Raw genomic sequence first — 18,248 nt, 5'->3', positions numbered from 1 at the left:
ACCGGGCAAACCATGCCAGGCTCGCCTCATTTCGCCGTGAATGTTACCCTACCCGCAGGTTGTAAAGGGAGAACACCGTGGCTGTCCATCTGCTTATTGTCGACGCGCTCAATTTGATTCGCCGCATTCATGCCGTGCAGGGTTCGCCGTGCGCGCAGACCTGCCAGCACGCGCTGGATCAGCTGATTCTCCACAGCCAACCCACCCACGCCGTGGCGGTATTTGATGATGAAGCGCGAAACAGCGGATGGCGTCACCAACGGCTTCCGGATTACAAAGCGGGTCGCCCGCCAATGCCGGATGACCTGCATGACGAGATGCCCGCTCTGCGTGCCGCCTTTGAACAGCGCGGCGTCGCCTGCTGGGTATCTGACGGTCACGAAGCTGACGACCTGGCGGCAACGCTGGCGGTGAAAGTCACTCAGGCCGGTCATCAGGCCACCATCGTGTCGACAGACAAAGGTTATTGCCAGCTTCTCTCCCCGACGCTGCGCATCCGCGACTACTTTCAGAAGCGCTGGCTGGATGCCCCCTTCATTGAAAAAGAGTTTGGCGTCTCGCCCCAACAGTTACCAGACTATTGGGGACTGGCGGGGATCAGTAGCTCAAAGGTGCCCGGCGTCGCCGGTATCGGTCCGAAAAGCGCCACGCAGCTGTTGGCGCAGTTTCAGACGCTGGAAGGACTTTACGCACACCTGGCGGAAGTGCCGGAAAAGTGGCGTAAAAAACTGGATGAGCATAAAGAGATGGCTTTTCTCTGTCGCGATATCGCCCGACTGCAAACGGATTTACAACTCGACGGCAACCTGCAGCAGCTACGGCTGGTCAAAGCGTAGTGATTGTAATTATTCCTCTATGCGCAAACCGTAAGTTTTAAATTTCTCCAGCACCACGGCAATCTCTGCATCTGATAACACGGGCACCGGGTCAACCACCGCCAGCGTACTCATGTACAGTTGCGCTAACACTTCCACCTCATGCGCCAGCCACAGCGCTTTTTGCAGATTCGCTTCGCAGGCGATCAACCCATGATGCTGCAACAGCGTGGCTTTACGATTTTTCAGCGCGACGGCGACGTGCCCGGAAAGCTCACGGGTGCCAAAGGTCGCATAAGGCGCACAAGGAATGGTATTCCCCCCCGCTGCGGCAATCATGTAATGAATAGCCGGGATCGGGCGGTTAAGGATAGAAACCGCGGTGCAATGAATCGCATGGTTGTGGACCACGGCATTCGCGTCCGGGCGCGTCTGATACGCCGCCAGATGAAAACGCCATTCGCTGGAGGGCAATTTCCCGTCTTCATAATGGCCGTCGTTATCGACAAAGACGATCATATTTTCCGTCATGCGTTCGTAAGGAATGCCGCTGGGCGTAATTAACATGCCGTCCTGATAACGCGCGCTGACGTTTCCCGCCGTTCCCTGATTAAGCCCCAGTCGGGTCATTTCTAAACAGGTTTCAATGATTTCACGGGATAATTGCGTTCTTTCCATCTTTGTTCTCCGGGTAATCGGTTCAATGGCTGATTTTTTTGCGCATCTTATTTTTGTCTTACGCGCTTAATTAATTTCATTTCCACTTTTACGGTTTCTTTCACTGGTCGTTCATCGATTGCACTGAGCATCATGTCCACCGCCTTTTCAGCCCAGGCGTTTTCATCCTGCTGCATCGACCAGACGTTATTCGACAAAAACCCAAGCATCGGATGTTCGTCAAAGGTGCCGATATTGATGTCAGGCGGCACGACGCCAACGCGATCGCGGATCGCTCTCACCGCCCCTTCGAGAACCGGCAATGAGGACGCGATAAACGCTTGCGGGCATCCTTGTTCATCCATCAGCGTTTGCATGATCTCGTAACCGCCTTCCGGGGTGTTTACCGGCCCTTCGCGCACCCAGTCACGATGGTGAATGCCTTTTTCTCTGAGTGCGTTCAGATAACCGTTAAGACGGTCGCTGATACTCGGTAAACCGGTATCGCCCACCAGAAACCAGACCGGTAATTTTTCTGCGTCCAGTAATTGCCGGGTTAATTGCTCACCGCCCGACATATTATGGCTTTCCACCAGCGCGTTATCGGTATATTTAAAATCACGATCCAGCAATACCATCGGTTTTCTCACCTGGCGTAAATGGTGCTGCTGATTTTCCAGGGTCGAAGGCACAATAAACAGACCATCGACATTACGGGCGATTAACGCTTTCGTTAACTTATTTTCGTAATCCACATCGTCATAGGTACAGCTGATCATCAACTGGTAGCCGGAACGCCGACAGCGCTGTTCCAGCTTTTCTGCCAGCGTGGCGAAGAAGACGTTAGAAATATTGGGAACAATGAGTCCCAGGGTATACGTTTTATTTAGCTTAAGGCTACGGGCGGAATGGTTAATGACATATCCATAGCGCTCCACATATTCGTTTATTCGCGTTTGTGTCTTGAGGCTGATGCGATACTGTTCAGCTTTTCCATTTAGCACCAGTCTCACGGTCGTTACCGATAAATTCAGATCGCTGGCTATCTGTTCTACTGTCTTAGCCATGTCATTGCCCCAGTCACCGTCCAAGCGTCAATTCACAATCATAAAAGCATTTTACACTTTTGTCTTACCGCATCAGTCGCTTAAGCGTGAGCCGGCGGGCGTTACGCATAAACGGGGGCGCAGGCCTCGCCCCCCACGGCCTTATTTCTTGCCAAACGGATGCAACAGCTTGTCAATTTCCGGCGTATTGATATTTTGCGCACTGACAAATTTCACCGGAATGTCGATCTCTTTCGGCACCGTTTGGCCAGAAAGCGCCGCATTCAGCGTTTTGATCCCCTGATAGCCAATCTGAAACGCATCCTGCACCACAAACCCCTGAATCACGCCAGCATTCAGGAAATTGATAATCGCCTCAGTGCTGTCGAAGCCAATGACTTTCACTTTGCCTTTCAGGTTCTGGCTGTCGATGGCGTTGGCGACACCGAGCGTTGATCCCTCATTCGTGCCGTAGATCCCCGCCAGATCCGGGTTCGCCTGGATCATATCGATGGTTTTATCCATCGCTTTTTGCGGATCGCCGTCGCTGTACTGTACCGGCAGCACCTGAATATCCGGGTACATCTCCTTCATGCGCGCAATGAATCCTTCCGAACGTTCAATCGCCGACGACGTCCCCGCTACGTGGGCGATAATGCCAACCTTGCCTTTCTTATTCACCTGCGCCGCCAGCGCGTCGGCGGCTTCCGCCCCGGCTTTGCGGTTATTGGTCGCCACGAAGCTCACCGGAATATCAGAATTAACGCCAGAGTCAAAGGTCACCACCTTGATACCGCGTGAATTGGCGGTTTCTACCAGCGGCGCCAGCGCGTTAGCGTCCAGCGCCGCCAGCAGCAGGCCATTGGGCTTCTTCGCCATTGCGTTTTCCACCAGTTGAATTTGCTCGGCGATCTGAGTTTCATCGGCAGGGCCGACATAGCTGGTTTTATCGCCCAGCTCCTTCGCCGCCGCTTCGGTCCCCATTTTCACGGTTTGCCAGAATTCATGCTGGAAACCTTTACTGATCACCGGAAGATTTAAATCTTTCGCCAGCGCGCCGGAAGAGATGCACGCCAGCAGGGATAACGCATAAACAAGATGCCTGGTTTTCATTATGTGACTCCGTTGTGAGTGTCTCACCCTTTACGTCAGGGTCTGTATGCCCCGTGACTGCCGGGAGCGTAAATCAACGAATTTTTTTGCGTAAGGTATCAAGGTACACAGCGGCCACCACCACAATGCCCATCGCCACCATTTGCCAGAACTGGGAAACGCCCATCAGGTTCAGGCCATTTTTCAGTACGCTCATGATGAACGCGCCAATGATAGTGCCGCCGATGGTGCCAATGCCGCCCATCAGGCTGGTGCCGCCGATAACGACTGCCGCAATCGCCTCCAGTTCATAGCCGACGCCAACCGTAGGCTGCCCGGAGTTCAGGCGTGAGGCCAGAATGACGCCCGCGATGCCGGTCAGTAGCCCGCAAAAGGCGTAAACGAATATTTTGACCCGCTGGACCTTAATACCGGAGAGATGCGCCGCCACCTCATTGCTGCCGACGGCATAGACATAGCGGCCAATCACCGTTTTCTTGAGAATGTACCCGGCCACCAGCGCCACGATAACGAGATAAAACACCGGATACGGCAGCACGTCGAACAAACGCCCCTGGGCCAGCAGCTTAAAGGTGGGGTAATCGGCAAAATAGATTGCGCGGCCATCCGTCATCACCATGTTGATCCCGCGAACGGACATCATCAGCCCGAGGGTGGCAATAAACGGCGGGATGGTCATTTTGGTGACCAGCAGGCCGTTGACGTAACCGCAAAGCCCTCCGGCAATGACGCCCGCCAGAATACAGACGGGCAGCGGCAGCCCGAGGGTGGCGCAAATTCCCACCGCGACGCCGGAAAACGCCACCACTGAGCCTAATGAAAGGTCGATTCCTGCGGTGATAATCACAAAGGTCACGCCAATCGCCATAATGCCAATCACCGAGGTTTGTAACGCGATGGTCATGATATTTTCGGTATTAAAGAAAAAGGGCGAACTGAAGCTAAAGAAAATGATCAGAATGATCAGACTCAACAGCGGCGCGAGGCGCATCAGTAGCGCTTTGTTAACTTTTAATTTCTTATTATTCGTAGCAGATGAGGTGACAGAGATGGTCATGATTTAATCCTCTAACGTCGCGAACTGCATGATTTTTTCCTGTGTGGCGTTATCGGCAGTTAATTCACCGGTAATACGACCGCTGCGCATCACTAAGATGCGATCGCACATGCCTAACACTTCCGGTAATTCAGAGGAAATCATGATTATCGATTTACCTTTCGCCACCAGGCGATTCATTAATTCATAGATTTCCAGTTTTGCCCCGACATCAATTCCCCGGGTTGGCTCATCAAAAATGAGAATTTCAGTATCCTTACACACCCAGCGGGCAATAATAATTTTCTGCTGGTTCCCACCGCTTAAATTAATGGCTGCCTGTTCGAGATGCGGCGTTTTTATTCTGAGCGCGTTTACCTGCTCCTCGCTGATTTGCTGGCAACGTCGGGTATCAACATTGCCAAAGCGGTCAGAAAACTCAGGGTAATTGCCCAGCATAATGTTACGCTCGACGGAAAGATTGAGCGCCAGCCCTTCCTTCTTGCGGTCTTCCGTTAAATAACAAATACCTTGCGCGATGGCATCGGCAATATCGTTAATCACGATCGCTTTGCCGTGGAGCTTTATCGTCCCGGCATCGACCGGATCGGCGCCAAAAATCGCCCGCGCCAGTTCGGTTCGTCCAGCCCCCATCAACCCGGCGAAACCAAGAATTTCACCGCGGTGAAGGGTAAAGTGAATATCGTTCAGCACGCCTTTTCGCGTTAACCCGCAGACCTCCAGCACCGGCTCCCGGCGCGCCTTTCGCGCGCGAGGGGGAAAGATATTGCCCAACTCGCGGCCCACCATCATCGCTATCAGATCGCTGATTTTTACCGTTTCATACTCCACGGTATCGATGTACTGACCGTCGCGCATCACGGTGGCGCGATCGGCGATCAGCGCCAGTTCTTCCAGACGGTGCGAGATGTAAACAATGCCGGTCCCCTGCGCCTTGAGCAGTCGGGTAACGCGAAACAGGCTCTCAATCTCCGTTTCGGTAAGCGCCGCGGTGGGTTCGTCCATAATCAAAATTTTGGCGTTAACCGAGATCGCTTTGGCGATTTCCACCATTTGCTGCTGCGCGACCGTCAGGTCTGAGACCAACGTATCGGGGGCAATATTCAGATTGAGCTTTTGCAAAATATCCGTCGCCGCCTGGCGCTGCTGTTTTTCATCCAGCCGCCAACGGTTATTTTTACAATACTCGCGGCCAATAAAGATATTCTCTTCAACGGTTAATTCAGGAAATAAATTAAATTCCTGATGAATAATGGTGATGCCAGCATTTTGCGCGCTAAGCGGATCGCTAAACGCGATCGGTCTTCCCTCAAAGATAATCTCGCCTTCGTCCGGTTGATAAACGCCCGCTAAAATTTTCATTAGCGTTGATTTACCCGCGCCATTTTCACCTAATAGCGCATGGACTTCGCCTTTACGGAGCGTGAAATTCACATTACTCAACGCTAATACGCCGGGAAAGCGTTTCGTAATATGATTCATCTGTAAAAATGTTTCGGACATTGCTGCTTTCCTCAATAATCAGAAACCGCAGGCTGTAAATCAGGCGAAGTACGTTCTCAGGGCCGCCCCTTACCGCGAATGTGAATTCTTCCTGAAAACAGTGATACGTCACGTTGGCTCAATGCTGAATATTGCTAACTCGAGTTAGCGATTTGCCTTTTAAAGCTATTTTAGCCACCCCAAATAGCCAAATTATTTGGCGTGAATTTGTGACGCCGGGCAGACTCTTTATTTTAACCAATTGAAATAGATTGATTTTTATAGAAATCGTCATGCGCTTTTATTTGACGTAGATCGAATTTTAACCACTTCTCGTGAAGTTTCTCACAATCCCGTCAGAAAAAAGTTGTGTAAAAAACCTGCCAATACCTAAGCTAACTCGAGTTAGCAAAAACACATTTTTTCAGCCGACTGCCGCGGTGGCGCCTCTTTTCGCCTGCGCAGCGCGTCTAAACGAAGATGAGGAACCACGCATGAAGAAAATGTCCCTGCCAAAAATCGGTATTCGTCCGGTGATCGACGGACGCCGTATGGGCGTTCGCGAATCACTGGAAACCCAAACCATGAATATGGCGAAAGCTACCGCCGCTCTGCTGACGGAAAAGCTGCGCTATGCCTGCGGCGCGCCCGTCGAATGCGTCATTGCCGACAGCTGCATTGCCGGGATGGCGGAAGCCGCCGCTTGCGAAGAAAAATTCAGCGGCCTGAACGTCGGTCTGACAATCACCGTTACCCCGTGCTGGTGCTACGGCAGCGAAACCATCGATATGGACCCAATGCGTCCAAAGGCTATCTGGGGATTTAACGGCACTGAACGCCCGGGAGCGGTGTATCTGGCTGCGGCGTTGGCGGCCCATAGCCAGAAAGGGATCCCGGCGTTTTCCATTTACGGTCAGGATGTGCAGGATGCAGGCGACAGCGCCATTCCTGCCGACGTGGAAGAGAAGCTGTTGCGCTTTGCGCGGGCAGGACTGGCGGTGGCCAGCATGAAGGGCAAAAGCTACCTCTCGCTGGGCGGTGTCTCAATGGGTATTGCCGGATCGATAGTCGATCATAATTTCTTTGAGTCCTGGCTCGGCATGAAGGTGCAGTCCGTCGATATGACCGAACTGCGCCGCCGTATCGATCATAACATTTACGACGAAGCCGAACTGGAAATGGCGCTGGCCTGGGCCGATGCCCATTTCCGCTTTGGCGAAGATAAAAATGCGAAACAGTACCAGCGCAACGCTGAACAGAGCCGACACATCCTGCGCGAAAGCCTGCTGATGGCAATGTGCATCCGCGACATGATGCAGGGCAACAGCAAGCTGGCGGAGAGGGGACGCGTGGAAGAGTCCCTCGGCTACAACGCCATCGCGGCAGGTTTTCAGGGACAGCGCCACTGGACCGATCAATACCCGAACGGCGATACCGCCGAAGCGCTGCTAAACAGCTCCTTTGACTGGAACGGAGTGCGCGAACCGCTGGTGGTCGCCACTGAAAACGACAGCCTGAACGGCGTCGCGATGTTGTTCGGCCATCAACTGACCGGCACGGCGCAGGTCTTCGCTGACGTGCGTACCTACTGGTCGCCGGACGCGGTTAAACGCGTCACCGGCCATACCCTCAGCGGTACGGCGGAACACGGCATCATCCACTTGATCAACTCCGGTTCCGCCGCGCTCGACGGCACCTGTAAACAGCGGGACAGTGACGGCAACCCGACGCTGAAACCGCACTGGGAGGTGACGCAAGAGGAAGCCGACGCCTGTCTGGCAGCCACCGAATGGTGCCCGGCGATCCACGAGTATTTTCGCGGTGGCGGCTATTCGTCACGCTTCCTGAGCGAAGGCGGCGTCCCGTTCACCATGACCCGTGTGAATATCATCAAGGGACTGGGGCCGGTATTGCAGATCGCCGAAGGCTGGAGCGTGGCGCTACCGAAAGCGGTTCATGACACACTCGACAAGCGTACTGACTCCAGTTGGCCGACCACCTGGTTCGCTCCGCGGCTAACCGGCAAAGGACCGTTCACTGACGTTTATTCGGTCATGGCAAACTGGGGCGCAAACCACGGGGTGCTCACCGTGGGACATGTTGGCGCTGACTTCATTACCCTCGCTGCAATGCTACGTATTCCGGTCTGTATGCATAACGTGGACGAAGCGAAAATTTATCGCCCTTCCGCCTGGGCCGCGCACGGCATGGATATCGAAGGTCAGGATTACCGCGCCTGCCAGAACTACGGGCCGCTGTATAAGCGTTAAGATTCGACGTGGGCCGGATAGCGTAATGCCATCCGGCAACGGGAGTCCTTATGAAAAATGACGTTATTCTGGTTCTCGACTGTGGCGCAACCAACGTGCGGGCGATAGCCGTCGATCAGCAGGGCAAGATTGTCGCCCGCGCCTCGGTGCCTAACGCCAGCGAGGCGGCCACTGAAAACAGCGCGTGGCATCAGTGGTCGCTTGACGCCATACTGCAACGCTTCGCCGGGTGTTGCCGGATGCTGAGCGGCGAACTGTCCGCCTGCCGGGTTCGCGGCATTACGGTGACCACCTTTGGCGTTGACGGCGCGCTGGTGGATGCGCGCGGCGAACTGCTGTATCCGGTAATTAGCTGGAAATGCCCGCGCACGGCGGCGGTCATGGACGCCATCGGCCGTTTTATGCCGCCACGCCAGCTTCAGGCGATTTCCGGCGTGGGCGCATTCAGCTTTAATACCCTGTATAAGCTGGTGTGGCTGAAAGAGAATCACCCTGCGCTTCTGGCGCAGGCGCATGCCTGGCTGTTTATCTCCTCACTGATTAATCAGCGTCTGACCGGCGAATTCACCACCGATATCACAATGGCCGGCACCAGCCAGTTGCTGAACCTTCACCAGCGCGATTTCAGCGGCGATATTTTGCAGGCCGCCGGTTTGACGCGCGCGCTGTTTCCCCGGCTGGTAGAAGCGGGTGAACGAATCGGCTTGCTGCAGCCTACCGCTGCGACGCTGCTGGGACTGCCGCCGGGCGTTCCGGTGATCTCCGCCGGACACGACACTCAGTTTGCCTTGTTTGGCGCGGGCGCGGCGCAGGACGAGCCGGTGCTCTCCTCCGGCACCTGGGAAATCCTGATGGTACGCAGTCGCCAGGTCGATACCGCGACGTTAAGCCGCTATGCCGGATCAACCTGTGAGCTGGACAGCCAGAGCGGATTGTATAACCCCGGCATGCAGTGGCTGGCCTCCGGCGTACTTGAATGGACGCGCAAACTGTTATGGACGCCCGACACGCCCTGGCAAACGCTAATTGATGAGGCACAGCGTGTACCGCCTGGCGCTGAAGGGGTCAGAATGCAGTGTGAACTGCTTACCTCCCCGCTGGCGGGCTGGCAAGGGGTAACGCTCGCCACCACTCGCGCGCATTTATACCGCGCGGCGCTGGAAGGCTTAACGGAACAGCTTCGCCAAAACCTGCATATGCTGGAAAGCATCGGGCACTTCCGGGCAACGGAGCTTCTGCTGGTGGGGGGAGGAAGCCGCAACCCGTTGTGGAATCAAATCAAAGCCAACGTGCTGAACCTCCCCATTAAGGTGCTTGACGACGCGGAGACCACCGTCGCCGGGGCGGCGATGTTTGGCTGGTATGGCGTTGGCGAATTTGCCAGTCCGCAGCAGGCGCGCGAGCAGGTGCGCTACCAGTACCGTTATTTTCATCCTCAGTCACCCTATCCATCACACTAAAGGAGTGGTTCATGCTTAAAACACTTTCTCCATTAATCTCGCCTGAACTGCTCAAGGTGCTGGCGGAAATGGGACATGGCGACGAGATCGTTTTCTCGGACGCGCACTTTCCGGCACACAGCATGGGGCCGCAGACAATCCGCGCCGATGGACTGCAGGTTAGCGAATTATTGCGGGCGATCATTCCGCTGTTCGAGCTGGACAGCTATGCGCCGCCGGTGGTGATGATGGCGGCGGTTGAGGGTGATACCCTCGACCCGGATGTTGAGACCCGCTATCGCGATGCCCTTTCGTTGCAAATGCCTTGCCCTGACATTGTGCGCATCGATCGCTTCGCTTTTTACGAACGCGCGCAAAAGGCTTTTGCGATCGTCATCACCGGCGAGCGCGCCAAATACGGGAATATTCTTTTAAAAAAAGGCGTAACGCCGTAATCTCACCTGCGGCAGAGTTTTCCGGACGGTGAGAGGGTCAGCGATGAAAGCGGTACGTCAGCAAGCGATAGTGCATCTGCTTAGTCAGCATCAAAGCCTGACCACTGACGCGCTGGCCGCGCTGCTTAATGTCAGTAAAGAGACCATCCGCCGCGATCTCAGCGCGTTACAAAGTCAGGGCAAAGTGTTGCGTAGCCACGGACGGGCAAAAAGCATTCGGCGGGAAAACGGAGATAACGGCGATCCGTTTTCTCTTCGTCTGAAAAGCCATTACGCCCACAAAGCAGACATTGCCAGAAAGGCGCTCGGCTGGATCGAAAACGGTATGGTCATTGCGCTGGATGCCAGTTCAACCTGCTGGTATCTGGCGCGGCAGCTACCGGATATCGACATTCAGGTGTTCACCAACAGTCAGCCAATCTGCCAGGCGCTAGGCAAGCGCGAGCACATTCAACTGATTTGTTCTGGCGGTACGCTTGAGCGTAAACACCGTTGTTATGTGAATCCCTCACTCATTTCTCAACTGAAAACGCTGGAAATTGATCTGTTTATCTTTTCCTGTGAAGGAATCGACCGCCACGGCGCGCTGTGGGATTCCAGTGCTTTTAACGCTGAATATAAATCCGTACTGCTGAGTCGCGCCGCGCAGTCGCTGCTGCTGATCGATAAAAGCAAATTCAACCGTTCGGGAGAGGCCCGGCTGGGTCATCTGGATGAGGTGACGTCTATTGTTTCAGACGTGTCGGCAAGATAGCGCCAAACGAGGCCTCTTCCGGCGTAGTTTTAGCGTTCGTCGCGACGCCCGCCTACCGCCGCCCACAGGCGACGCACGTGCACCGTGACTTCTTCGCGATCGTGATAGAGCTGACGCGCCTGGATCTGCGCGTTCACGCCATGTTCATCCAGTTGCGCCTGAATATACGCCAGGTTCTGGGAGACTTCTTCATAGCGTTTTTTCATCGGCAGCTTGAGGTTAAAAATGGTTTCACGACACCAGCCATTCACCAGCCACTGCGCCATCAGCGCCGCCACTTTCGCCGGTTTCTCCACCATATCGCATACCATCCATGAGATGTTGTTACGGTTCGGGCGATACTTAAAGCCATCTTCCCGCAGCCAGGTCACCTGTCCGGTATCCATCAGGCTTTGCGCCATCGGACCGTTATCGACCGAGTAAACCCACATGTTCCGCTTCACCAGTTGGTAAGTCCAGCCGCCGGGGCAGGCGCCTAAATCCACCGCATACATCCCGTTCGCCAAACGCTCATCCCACTCATCTTCCGGAATGAACACGTGCAGCGCTTCTTCCAGCTTGAGCGTCGAGCGGCTTGGGGCGTCGGCGGGAAACTTAAGGCGCGGAATGCCCATGTAGTACGGGGAGTTATTTGAGGCATACGAATAACCGGTATAACAGCATCCCGGCGCGATAAAGAAGACGTGGACCACCGGACGCTTCGGCGTTTCATAGTGCGTCAGAATGCCTGCGTCACGCAGCGCGGCGCGCAACGGCACCGTAAACTTGCGGCAGAACTTCATCAGTTCTTTGCTTTCATTGGTGTCCGCCACTTCAACCCGCAGATCGCCGCCCTTCTCGACCACGCCCTGCAGCATACCGACGATCGGCGTGATCCTGTCTTCCGGCGGCAAATGCTGCAGCAGCTCGCCCACCACAAACCACTGGCGGGTGAAGATCAGTGAACTGAACGGCAGCTCGCTGATAATTTTTTCCGCATCATCGGCCTGATAACATTCATAAATGACATATCCCGCGTTTTCTTTAACGCGCGCAAAGCCAAACAATTCGCGACGTCCCGCTTTATCGGTAATTTCCGCAGCGCACTCTTTTTCAAAGCCCGGGCGACACAACAACACCACTTTATTCATGAACAACGCCCTTACGCTTCAAACGAACGGCGCCGATTAACATCAACACCCACCCTGCCAGGAAACTCACCCCGCCAACCGGGGTCACAAACGCCCACAGGCGCAAATGCGACAGCGCCAGGCAATATAAGCTGCCGCTAAACAACACAGTGCCTAACGCCAGAAAAACGCTACTCCAGTAGAACCAGATGCTGATGCGGCGCTGCATCGCGACCGCCAGACCGAAGATCGCCAGCGTATGAAACGCCTGGTATTGCAGACCGGTCTGGATCCAGCCCATCTCAACCACACCAAGGGTTTTGCTTAGCACGTGCGCCCCGAAAGCGCCCAGAGCAACATAGATAAAGCCACTGACAGCGGCAAAAATCAGCATAAAACGGCTGGTCATGGTAATACCCTAAGTAAGTTATTGTTCGTAGCGAAAGCGGAATTTCTCTTGTTCAGCCGCCGCTTTCGCCAGGATCCACTGACGGAAGGCGGCTATTTTACCCAGTTCTGCCTGACTGTCATGACAAACCAGATAAAATGCGTTTTTACTCACCAACACATCGTTAAACGGACAGACCAGACGTCCGGCCTCAATTTCCGATTGCGCCATCACGTTATTCGCCAGCGCAACGCCCTGACCGTGAATCGCCGCCTGCAGCACCATCGCGCTGTGGCTGAAGATCGGCCCCTGCTGGACGTTAATATGATTCAGGCCCAGCTGGCGCGTATAGGTTTGCCAGTCGCGGCGCGAGGCGTCATGCAATAGCGTGTGCTTCGCCAGATCCTCTGGCGACTTCAATGGCTTATCCCCCGTCAGCAGCAGCGGCGAACAGACGGGCAACAGATATTCTGCGTACAATTTTTCGACGCGCAAGCCCGGCCAGTTGCCGCGACCATAAAAAATCGCCACGTCGACATCGTCCGACAGCTTGTCTTCCTGACGGTCCACCGCCTGGATCCTGACGTCGATTCCCGGATAAGCTGAGTTAAAGCTAGAGAGTCGGGGAACCAGCCACTGGATCGCAAAACTGGGCAATAAACTGACCGTCAGCGCCCCTTTTGCGCTTCGCGCCTGAAGTTTACGCGTCGCTTCGGTTAATTGCGAAAAAATCTCTTTGATGTCGAGGAAGTAGCTTTGGCCTTCCTCGGTGAGAAGAAGAGAACGGTTGCGTCGCCGAAACAGTTTAAGTCCCAAAAAATCCTCAAGTGACTTGATTTGGTGGCTTACTGCGGCCTGCGTCACAAAAAGCTCTTCTGCTGCGCGAGTGAAGCTGAGATGCCGTGCGGCGGCATCAAAAACACGTAATGCGTTCAGAGGTGGAAGACGTTTAGACATGGCTATTAGACTTTGATGTTAAAACAATTTAACAATTAGATTACAAGCTGTAACCTATTAGTTTTTTTTATCTGAGCCATTATAATTTGTCCGTTGAGGAACTACCAGCAAATACCTATAGTGGCGGCACTTCCTGAGCCGGAACGAAAAGTTTTATCGGAATGCGTGTTCTGGTGGGCTTTTGGCTTACGGTTGTGATGTTGTGTTGTTGTGTTTGCAATTGGTCTGCGATTCAGACCACGGTAGCGAAGCTACCCTTTTTCACTTCCTGTACATTTACCCTGTCTGTCCATAGTGATTAATGTAGCACCGCCAAATTGCGGTGCTTTTTTTTACCTGTCCGCTACGGATTAGTCTTCCAGCGCGACCATCTCTTTCACGTCAGTACGGTTGATCTGCTGTTTGTTGCCGTTAGCGTCTTTGTAAGAAATCATCCCGGTATCGTTATCGGTCTGCGGTTTACCGTCAGACACGATGCTGCGACCATCGTTGGTGTGCATTACATAGTTCGGACCGGAACAGGCGCTCAGGGCAAAAGTCAGCATACATGCAGAAATAATTGCGGCAGTCTTTTTCATCTTCTTCTCCTTAAAGCTGTTTATGCTATTAAAAACGTACTCCGTAACAGGCAGAAACATTTGCCTAACACTATTCAGCATAAGACACTGGTCTGATTTCGCCAGGTTATCCAGAAGATTCCTGGTGACAGGCAAGCCTTGTCACGGCGGCAAAATTGCGCCACGATCGGCTGACTGAACTGAGGAATACCATGAACGCTTTCAATCCCGCGCAGTTTCGCGCGCAGTTTCCCGCACTGGCCGACGCCGGGGTTTATCTCGACAGCGCCGCCACGGCGCTGAAGCCACAGGCCGTTATTGACGCGACGCAGCAATTCTACAGCCTGAGCGCCGGAAACGTGCATCGCAGCCAGTTTGCCGAAGCTCAACGCCTTACCGCACGCTACGAAGCCGCCCGGGAGCAGGTCGCACGGCTGCTGAACGCGCCGAATGACAAAACCATCGTCTGGACTCGCGGCACCACCGAGGCCATTAACATGGTGGCGCAAAGCTACGCTCGCCCCCGCCTTCAGCCTGGCGATGAAATCATCGTCAGCGCCGCCGAACATCACGCCAATCTCGTTCCCTGGCTGATGGTGGCGGAGCAAACCGGCGCGAAAGTGGTTAAATTGCCGCTCGATGCGCAATTTTTACCGGACGTTGAGCGCCTGGCGGAGAGAATAACGCCGCGTAGCCGCATCCTCGCGCTGGGACAAATGTCGAACGTTACCGGCGGCTGTCCGGACTTAGCCCGCGCCATTACCCTTGCCCATCGTGCAGGCATGGTGGTCATGGTGGATGGCGCGCAGGGCGTGGTCCATTTTCCCGCCGATGTACAACGGCTCGACATCGACTTCTACGCGTTTTCCGCGCATAAGCTGTACGGTCCAACGGGAATTGGCGTGCTCTACGGCAAACCAGAACTGCTGGCGGCCATGTCGCCGTGGCTTGGCGGCGGTAAGATGATCGACACCGTCAGCTTTGACGGCTTCACTACTCAGGCCGCGCCGTGGAAGCTGGAAGCTGGAACGCCTAACGTCGCAGGCGTCATCGGGATGAGCGCGGCGCTGGAATGGTTAGCCGATACCGATACTGCCCAGGCGGAAAACTGGAGCCGCGGGCTGGCGACGCTGGCGGAAGACGCGCTGGCGAAGCGTCCCGGTTTTCGCTCCTTCCGCTGTCAGGACGCCAGCCTGCTGGCCTTTGATTTTGCAGGCGTTCACCATAGCGATATGGTCACGCTGTTGGCGGAATACGGTATCGCCCTGCGCGCCGGACAGCACTGCGCCCAGCCGCTGCTGGCGGAAATGGGCGTAACGGGTACCCTGCGCGCCTCATTTGCGCCGTATAATACAAAGAGTGATGTGGATGCGCTGGTCAACGCCGTTGATCGGGCGCTTGAGCTATTGGTGGATGAATGACAAGCCCAATGTTTGCCGGACACCCGTTCGGCACAACCGTGAATGAAGAGACGCTGCGCAAGACCTTCCTGCCGCTCAACCAGTGGGAAGATAAATACCGCCAGTTGATATTACTGGGAAAACAGCTGCCGACGCTGCCCGACGCTCTCAAAGCCCAGGCGAAGGAGATCGCGGGCTGCGAAAATCGCGTCTGGCTGGGTTACACCCGTGGAGAAAATGGCGCGCTGCACTTTTACGGCGATAGCGAGGGGCGGATTGTACGTGGACTGCTGGCGGTGTTGCTGGCAGCTGTCGAAGGGAAAACCGCGGCGCAGCTGCTGGCGCAGTCACCGCTGGCGTTCTTCGATGAACTGGGGTTGCGCGCGCAACTGAGCGCGTCGCGCAGTCAGGGGCTGAACGCGCTGAACGAGGCGATTATGGTCGCGGCCCAGGACGCCGGATCTTAACGAACCGTAGGCAAAATAAGCGCAGCTTCATCTCCCTGATTGCCGGCGCCATTTCGGATCCCACTAAGCCTGACGCGCCGCCTTCGCCATCATTTTCTTCAACGCATGAGAGACCGCGACAAAGCCAAACGTGGCGGTCACCATCGTCGCCGCGCCGAATCCCGATGCGCAGTCCATCCGTTTGGGTCCTTCCGCGGTCGCTTTCATCGCGCAAACGCTGCCGTCTGACTGAGGATAAACCAGCGCCTCAGTGGAGAATACGCAGTCAACGCCCAGCTTACCCTTGCTGTTTTTCACCACCCCAAAGTCGCTTTTCAGCCGCTCGCGCAGCTTTGCCGCCAGCGGGTCCTGAATCGTTTTCGCCAGATCCGTCACCTGGATCTGAGTGGGATCGATCTGTCCGCCCGCGCCGCCGGTGGTGACCAGCGGAATTTTGTTGCGACGACAGTACGCGATCAGCGCCGCTTTCGGTCGCACGCTGTCAATGGCGTCAATGACATAGCTGAAGCCTGCGCGCAGATATTCCGCGACATTATCCGGCGTGACAAAGTCATCGACCACGGTGACCCGGCATTCCGGATTGATCTGGCGAATACGTTCTGCCATGACGTCTGCTTTCGCCAGACCAACGTTATCGCGCAGGGCATGAATCTGGCGGTTAGTGTTGGTGACGCAGACGTCATCCATATCAATAAGGGTAATGGCGCCGATGCCCGTACGCGCCAGCGCCTCTGCCGCCCACGAACCAACGCCGCCAATCCCGACCACGCAAATATGCGCATCGGCAAACAGTTGCAGCGCTTTTTCACCGTACAAACGCGCCGTGCCGCCGAAGCGCTGACGCCAGGCATCACTTATTACTACTGACATACCACCTCAGAATTAAAAAGGGCGAGGTTATCCCTCACCCTGTCTGATCCATAGAAACAGCGCTCAGAATACCATATTCAGCCGCTAAACACGTTACCAGCGCCAGGCGCGCTTTTCAGCACCCAGACGCGACCATAGTGGTTATACCAACCTGCGCGATGTCCGGCGTCCGGACCAATTCCCTGATAAATATCGAAGTGCTGGCCTTTTATCGCACCGCCGACATCCAGCGCCACCATCAGACGCAGCTCATACTGACCGTTGAATTTGCCGTTGTTGTCGAGCAGCGGGACTTCAGCGAGCAATGTTGTCCCCGGCGGGATAATGCTGCGGTCAGAGGCAACGGAAGCCCGGCCAATCAGCGGCACCGCGCTTGCGCCTTTCACTGGCGCGAAAGACTGCGGCTTAAAGAAAACAAACGACGGGTTTTGTTCCAGCAGTTCGCGGACTTCCGCTTCGCTGTGCGTTTCCCCCCAGTGACGGATCGCCTGCATCGACATGTCTTCCCGCTTCACTTCGCCGCGATCGATCAGGACCTTACCGATACTGTGATAAGCATGCCCGTTTTTCCCTGCATAGCTGAAGAAATTAAGCGGGGAGCCGTCGCCAAAATCGATATAGCCACTGCCCTGCACATCCATAATGAAGTTATCCATCAAAGAATTGCTGTAGGCAAGAATGTAATTGTCGCTCAGCGCGCCAGCGTAAATCTCTGCGCGAGACGGCAAGCGTCCGCGTTTTGGCGGCATACGGTAAATGGGATACTGGAATTCGCCCTGACGCGTGTGGCGCGCCTGAACAACTGGTGTGTAATAACCGGTAAACTGGACGTTGCCGTAGTTATCGGCTCCTTCCATCTGCCAGGCGTCGATTCCAAACTGGCGCATGGTACGGGTATCGCCGCCGGAACGTAGCCAGTCCTGAACGGCGTTATAGACGCTGCTCTGACTGCCGTACAGGCGCGGAGAGGCACTGCGGATCTGGCTCACCTGCTCGGCAAAATCACCGGCGTTGATGGGGGCGCCAACGGCGTCAGGCTGGTTCACCAGTGAGAAAGGCTGGGTAAACTTCCCGTCTTTATACTGCTGTCCGCGATCGGTCGGTTTAGAGGAACAGGCAGCAAGCATAGCAACCACCGCCCCCAAAAGAAGATAACTTACCCAACGTCCTTTCATTGTTCTCATCTTTTCGCTGTCATTCATACGCAAAGAAGATAACAAACCCCGCCAGCTAATGAAACGAGCAGGGTTACCCTGACGCAAATTCCGCGCAAAATTTAAACTGAAATGCCTTGTTTTTGTTCAATTTCGCCCTTAAACCGTGATCCAGGTGAAAAAAGGGTTGCATGAAAATGTTAGCAGAGTATAGTGCGCATCCACGGACGCGGGGTGGAGCAGCCTGGTAGCTCGTCG

The 18,248-nt window shown here is 55.0% G+C and carries 18 protein-coding genes; 7 read left to right on the top strand and 11 right to left on the bottom strand.

Going from position 1 to position 18,248, the window contains the following annotated elements; translation table 11 throughout:
- Positions 1-77 precede the first annotated feature (77 nt).
- Positions 78-836 (top strand): flap endonuclease Xni, encoded by a 759-nt coding sequence (gene xni / locus APU02_RS04325; RefSeq protein WP_042288840.1) that lies wholly within the window; start codon positions 78-80, stop codon positions 834-836.
- 9 nt (positions 837-845) lie between these two features.
- Here xni and fucA read toward each other — a convergent pair whose 3' ends face one another.
- The 5 genes from fucA to APU02_RS04300 all read right to left on the bottom strand — a co-directional run bounded on the left by fucA (position 846) and on the right by APU02_RS04300 (position 6,191).
- On the bottom strand, positions 846-1,493 hold the full coding sequence (gene fucA, locus APU02_RS04320) for an L-fuculose-phosphate aldolase (protein ID WP_060569373.1): 648 nt from the start codon (positions 1,491-1,493) through the stop codon (positions 846-848).
- A gap of 47 nt (positions 1,494-1,540) precedes the next feature.
- A complete protein-coding gene (locus tag APU02_RS04315) occupies positions 1,541-2,539 on the bottom strand; it encodes a LacI family DNA-binding transcriptional regulator (RefSeq protein WP_042288844.1) in 999 nt (332 codons plus the stop codon).
- 141 nt (positions 2,540-2,680) lie between these two features.
- Positions 2,681-3,631, bottom strand: a complete 951-nt coding sequence (locus APU02_RS04310) for an ABC transporter substrate-binding protein (protein ID WP_060569372.1) — start codon at positions 3,629-3,631, stop codon at positions 2,681-2,683.
- A 73-nt stretch (positions 3,632-3,704) separates the two neighbouring features.
- Positions 3,705-4,688 carry an ABC transporter permease gene (locus APU02_RS04305; protein WP_042288851.1) on the bottom strand — a complete coding sequence of 328 codons (984 nt, stop codon included), beginning with the start codon at positions 4,686-4,688 and terminating at the stop codon, positions 3,705-3,707.
- A 3-nt stretch (positions 4,689-4,691) separates the two neighbouring features.
- Positions 4,692-6,191, bottom strand: coding sequence for a sugar ABC transporter ATP-binding protein (locus tag APU02_RS04300; RefSeq protein WP_042288853.1), 1,500 nt, complete (start codon positions 6,189-6,191; stop codon positions 4,692-4,694).
- A gap of 473 nt (positions 6,192-6,664) precedes the next feature.
- Between APU02_RS04300 and fucI the strand changes: the two genes are divergently transcribed.
- From fucI to fucR, 4 genes are read left to right on the top strand one after another with little or no spacing between them, the layout of a single operon-like run.
- The gene (gene fucI / locus APU02_RS04295) at positions 6,665-8,440 is read left to right on the top strand and encodes an L-fucose isomerase (RefSeq protein WP_042288856.1); all 1,776 of its coding nucleotides are present in this window, start codon (positions 6,665-6,667) and stop codon (positions 8,438-8,440) included.
- A gap of 50 nt (positions 8,441-8,490) precedes the next feature.
- The gene (gene fucK, locus APU02_RS04290; RefSeq protein WP_060569371.1) at positions 8,491-9,900 is read left to right on the top strand and encodes an L-fuculokinase; all 1,410 of its coding nucleotides are present in this window, start codon (positions 8,491-8,493) and stop codon (positions 9,898-9,900) included.
- A gap of 11 nt (positions 9,901-9,911) precedes the next feature.
- On the top strand, positions 9,912-10,334 hold the full coding sequence (fucU, locus tag APU02_RS04285) for an L-fucose mutarotase (RefSeq protein ID WP_060569370.1): 423 nt from the start codon (positions 9,912-9,914) through the stop codon (positions 10,332-10,334).
- A 43-nt stretch (positions 10,335-10,377) separates the two neighbouring features.
- Positions 10,378-11,088: an L-fucose operon activator gene (fucR, locus tag APU02_RS04280; RefSeq protein ID WP_060569369.1), complete on the top strand. Its 711-nt coding sequence runs from the start codon at positions 10,378-10,380 to the stop codon at positions 11,086-11,088.
- Between the two features lie 29 nt (positions 11,089-11,117).
- Here fucR and rlmM read toward each other — a convergent pair whose 3' ends face one another.
- The 4 genes from rlmM to APU02_RS04260 form a co-directional block, all read right to left on the bottom strand.
- A complete protein-coding gene (gene rlmM / locus APU02_RS04275) occupies positions 11,118-12,218 on the bottom strand; it encodes a 23S rRNA (cytidine(2498)-2'-O)-methyltransferase RlmM (protein WP_042288866.1) in 1,101 nt (366 codons plus the stop codon).
- Complete coding sequence (locus APU02_RS04270) at positions 12,211-12,606, bottom strand: DUF423 domain-containing protein (RefSeq protein WP_042288868.1); 396 nt, start codon at positions 12,604-12,606, stop codon at positions 12,211-12,213. Before APU02_RS04270 ends, rlmM begins: the two co-directional genes overlap by 8 nt.
- An 18-nt stretch (positions 12,607-12,624) precedes the next feature.
- Positions 12,625-13,542 (bottom strand): glycine cleavage system transcriptional regulator GcvA, encoded by a 918-nt coding sequence (gcvA, locus tag APU02_RS04265; protein ID WP_042288871.1) that lies wholly within the window; start codon positions 13,540-13,542, stop codon positions 12,625-12,627.
- A gap of 350 nt (positions 13,543-13,892) precedes the next feature.
- Positions 13,893-14,120 carry a YgdI/YgdR family lipoprotein gene (locus tag APU02_RS04260; protein ID WP_012906999.1) on the bottom strand — a complete coding sequence of 76 codons (228 nt, stop codon included), beginning with the start codon at positions 14,118-14,120 and terminating at the stop codon, positions 13,893-13,895.
- Between the two features lie 191 nt (positions 14,121-14,311).
- Here APU02_RS04260 and csdA point away from each other — a divergent pair, with 191 nt between their 5' ends.
- Both csdA and csdE read left to right on the top strand, forming a co-directional pair.
- On the top strand, positions 14,312-15,520 hold the full coding sequence (csdA, locus tag APU02_RS04255; protein WP_042288875.1) for a cysteine desulfurase CsdA: 1,209 nt from the start codon (positions 14,312-14,314) through the stop codon (positions 15,518-15,520).
- Positions 15,517-15,966 (top strand): cysteine desulfurase sulfur acceptor subunit CsdE, encoded by a 450-nt coding sequence (csdE, locus tag APU02_RS04250; RefSeq protein WP_060569368.1) that lies wholly within the window; start codon positions 15,517-15,519, stop codon positions 15,964-15,966. Before csdA ends, csdE begins: the two co-directional genes overlap by 4 nt.
- 63 nt (positions 15,967-16,029) lie before the next feature.
- Here the strand turns inward: csdE and tcdA are convergent, their stop codons facing one another.
- Positions 16,030-16,836 (bottom strand): tRNA cyclic N6-threonylcarbamoyladenosine(37) synthase TcdA, encoded by an 807-nt coding sequence (gene tcdA, locus APU02_RS04245; protein WP_060569367.1) that lies wholly within the window; start codon positions 16,834-16,836, stop codon positions 16,030-16,032.
- A 77-nt stretch (positions 16,837-16,913) separates the two neighbouring features.
- Positions 16,914-18,011, bottom strand: a complete 1,098-nt coding sequence (mltA, locus tag APU02_RS04240; RefSeq protein ID WP_060569366.1) for a murein transglycosylase A — start codon at positions 18,009-18,011, stop codon at positions 16,914-16,916.
- Positions 18,012-18,248 lie beyond the last annotated feature (237 nt).

Source organism: Citrobacter sp. 50677481 (genome assembly GCF_001463265.1).
Taxonomy (GTDB): Bacteria; Pseudomonadota; Gammaproteobacteria; order Enterobacterales; family Enterobacteriaceae; genus Citrobacter_A; species Citrobacter_A sedlakii.
This window is presented reverse-complemented; position numbering and strand designations above follow the sequence as displayed.

Coding starts and splice junctions, on each gene's coding strand:
- fucA (WP_060569373.1), bottom strand. CDS start 1,493: ATGGAAAGAACGCAATTATCCCGTGAAATCATTGAAACCTGTTTAGAA.
- csdE (WP_060569368.1), top strand. CDS start 15,517: ATGACAAGCCCAATGTTTGCCGGACACCCGTTCGGCACAACCGTGAAT.
- APU02_RS04305 (WP_042288851.1), bottom strand. CDS start 4,688: ATGACCATCTCTGTCACCTCATCTGCTACGAATAATAAGAAATTAAAA.
- APU02_RS04300 (WP_042288853.1), bottom strand. CDS start 6,191: ATGTCCGAAACATTTTTACAGATGAATCATATTACGAAACGCTTTCCC.
- APU02_RS04270 (WP_042288868.1), bottom strand. CDS start 12,606: ATGACCAGCCGTTTTATGCTGATTTTTGCCGCTGTCAGTGGCTTTATC.
- fucK (WP_060569371.1), top strand. CDS start 8,491: ATGAAAAATGACGTTATTCTGGTTCTCGACTGTGGCGCAACCAACGTG.
- mltA (WP_060569366.1), bottom strand. CDS start 18,011: ATGAAAGGACGTTGGGTAAGTTATCTTCTTTTGGGGGCGGTGGTTGCT.
- rlmM (WP_042288866.1), bottom strand. CDS start 12,218: ATGAATAAAGTGGTGTTGTTGTGTCGCCCGGGCTTTGAAAAAGAGTGC.
- gcvA (WP_042288871.1), bottom strand. CDS start 13,542: ATGTCTAAACGTCTTCCACCTCTGAACGCATTACGTGTTTTTGATGCC.
- APU02_RS04260 (WP_012906999.1), bottom strand. CDS start 14,120: ATGAAAAAGACTGCCGCAATTATTTCTGCATGTATGCTGACTTTTGCC.
- fucI (WP_042288856.1), top strand. CDS start 6,665: ATGAAGAAAATGTCCCTGCCAAAAATCGGTATTCGTCCGGTGATCGAC.
- APU02_RS04310 (WP_060569372.1), bottom strand. CDS start 3,631: ATGAAAACCAGGCATCTTGTTTATGCGTTATCCCTGCTGGCGTGCATC.
- APU02_RS04315 (WP_042288844.1), bottom strand. CDS start 2,539: ATGGCTAAGACAGTAGAACAGATAGCCAGCGATCTGAATTTATCGGTA.
- tcdA (WP_060569367.1), bottom strand. CDS start 16,836: ATGTCAGTAGTAATAAGTGATGCCTGGCGTCAGCGCTTCGGCGGCACG.
- csdA (WP_042288875.1), top strand. CDS start 14,312: ATGAACGCTTTCAATCCCGCGCAGTTTCGCGCGCAGTTTCCCGCACTG.
- fucU (WP_060569370.1), top strand. CDS start 9,912: ATGCTTAAAACACTTTCTCCATTAATCTCGCCTGAACTGCTCAAGGTG.
- fucR (WP_060569369.1), top strand. CDS start 10,378: ATGAAAGCGGTACGTCAGCAAGCGATAGTGCATCTGCTTAGTCAGCAT.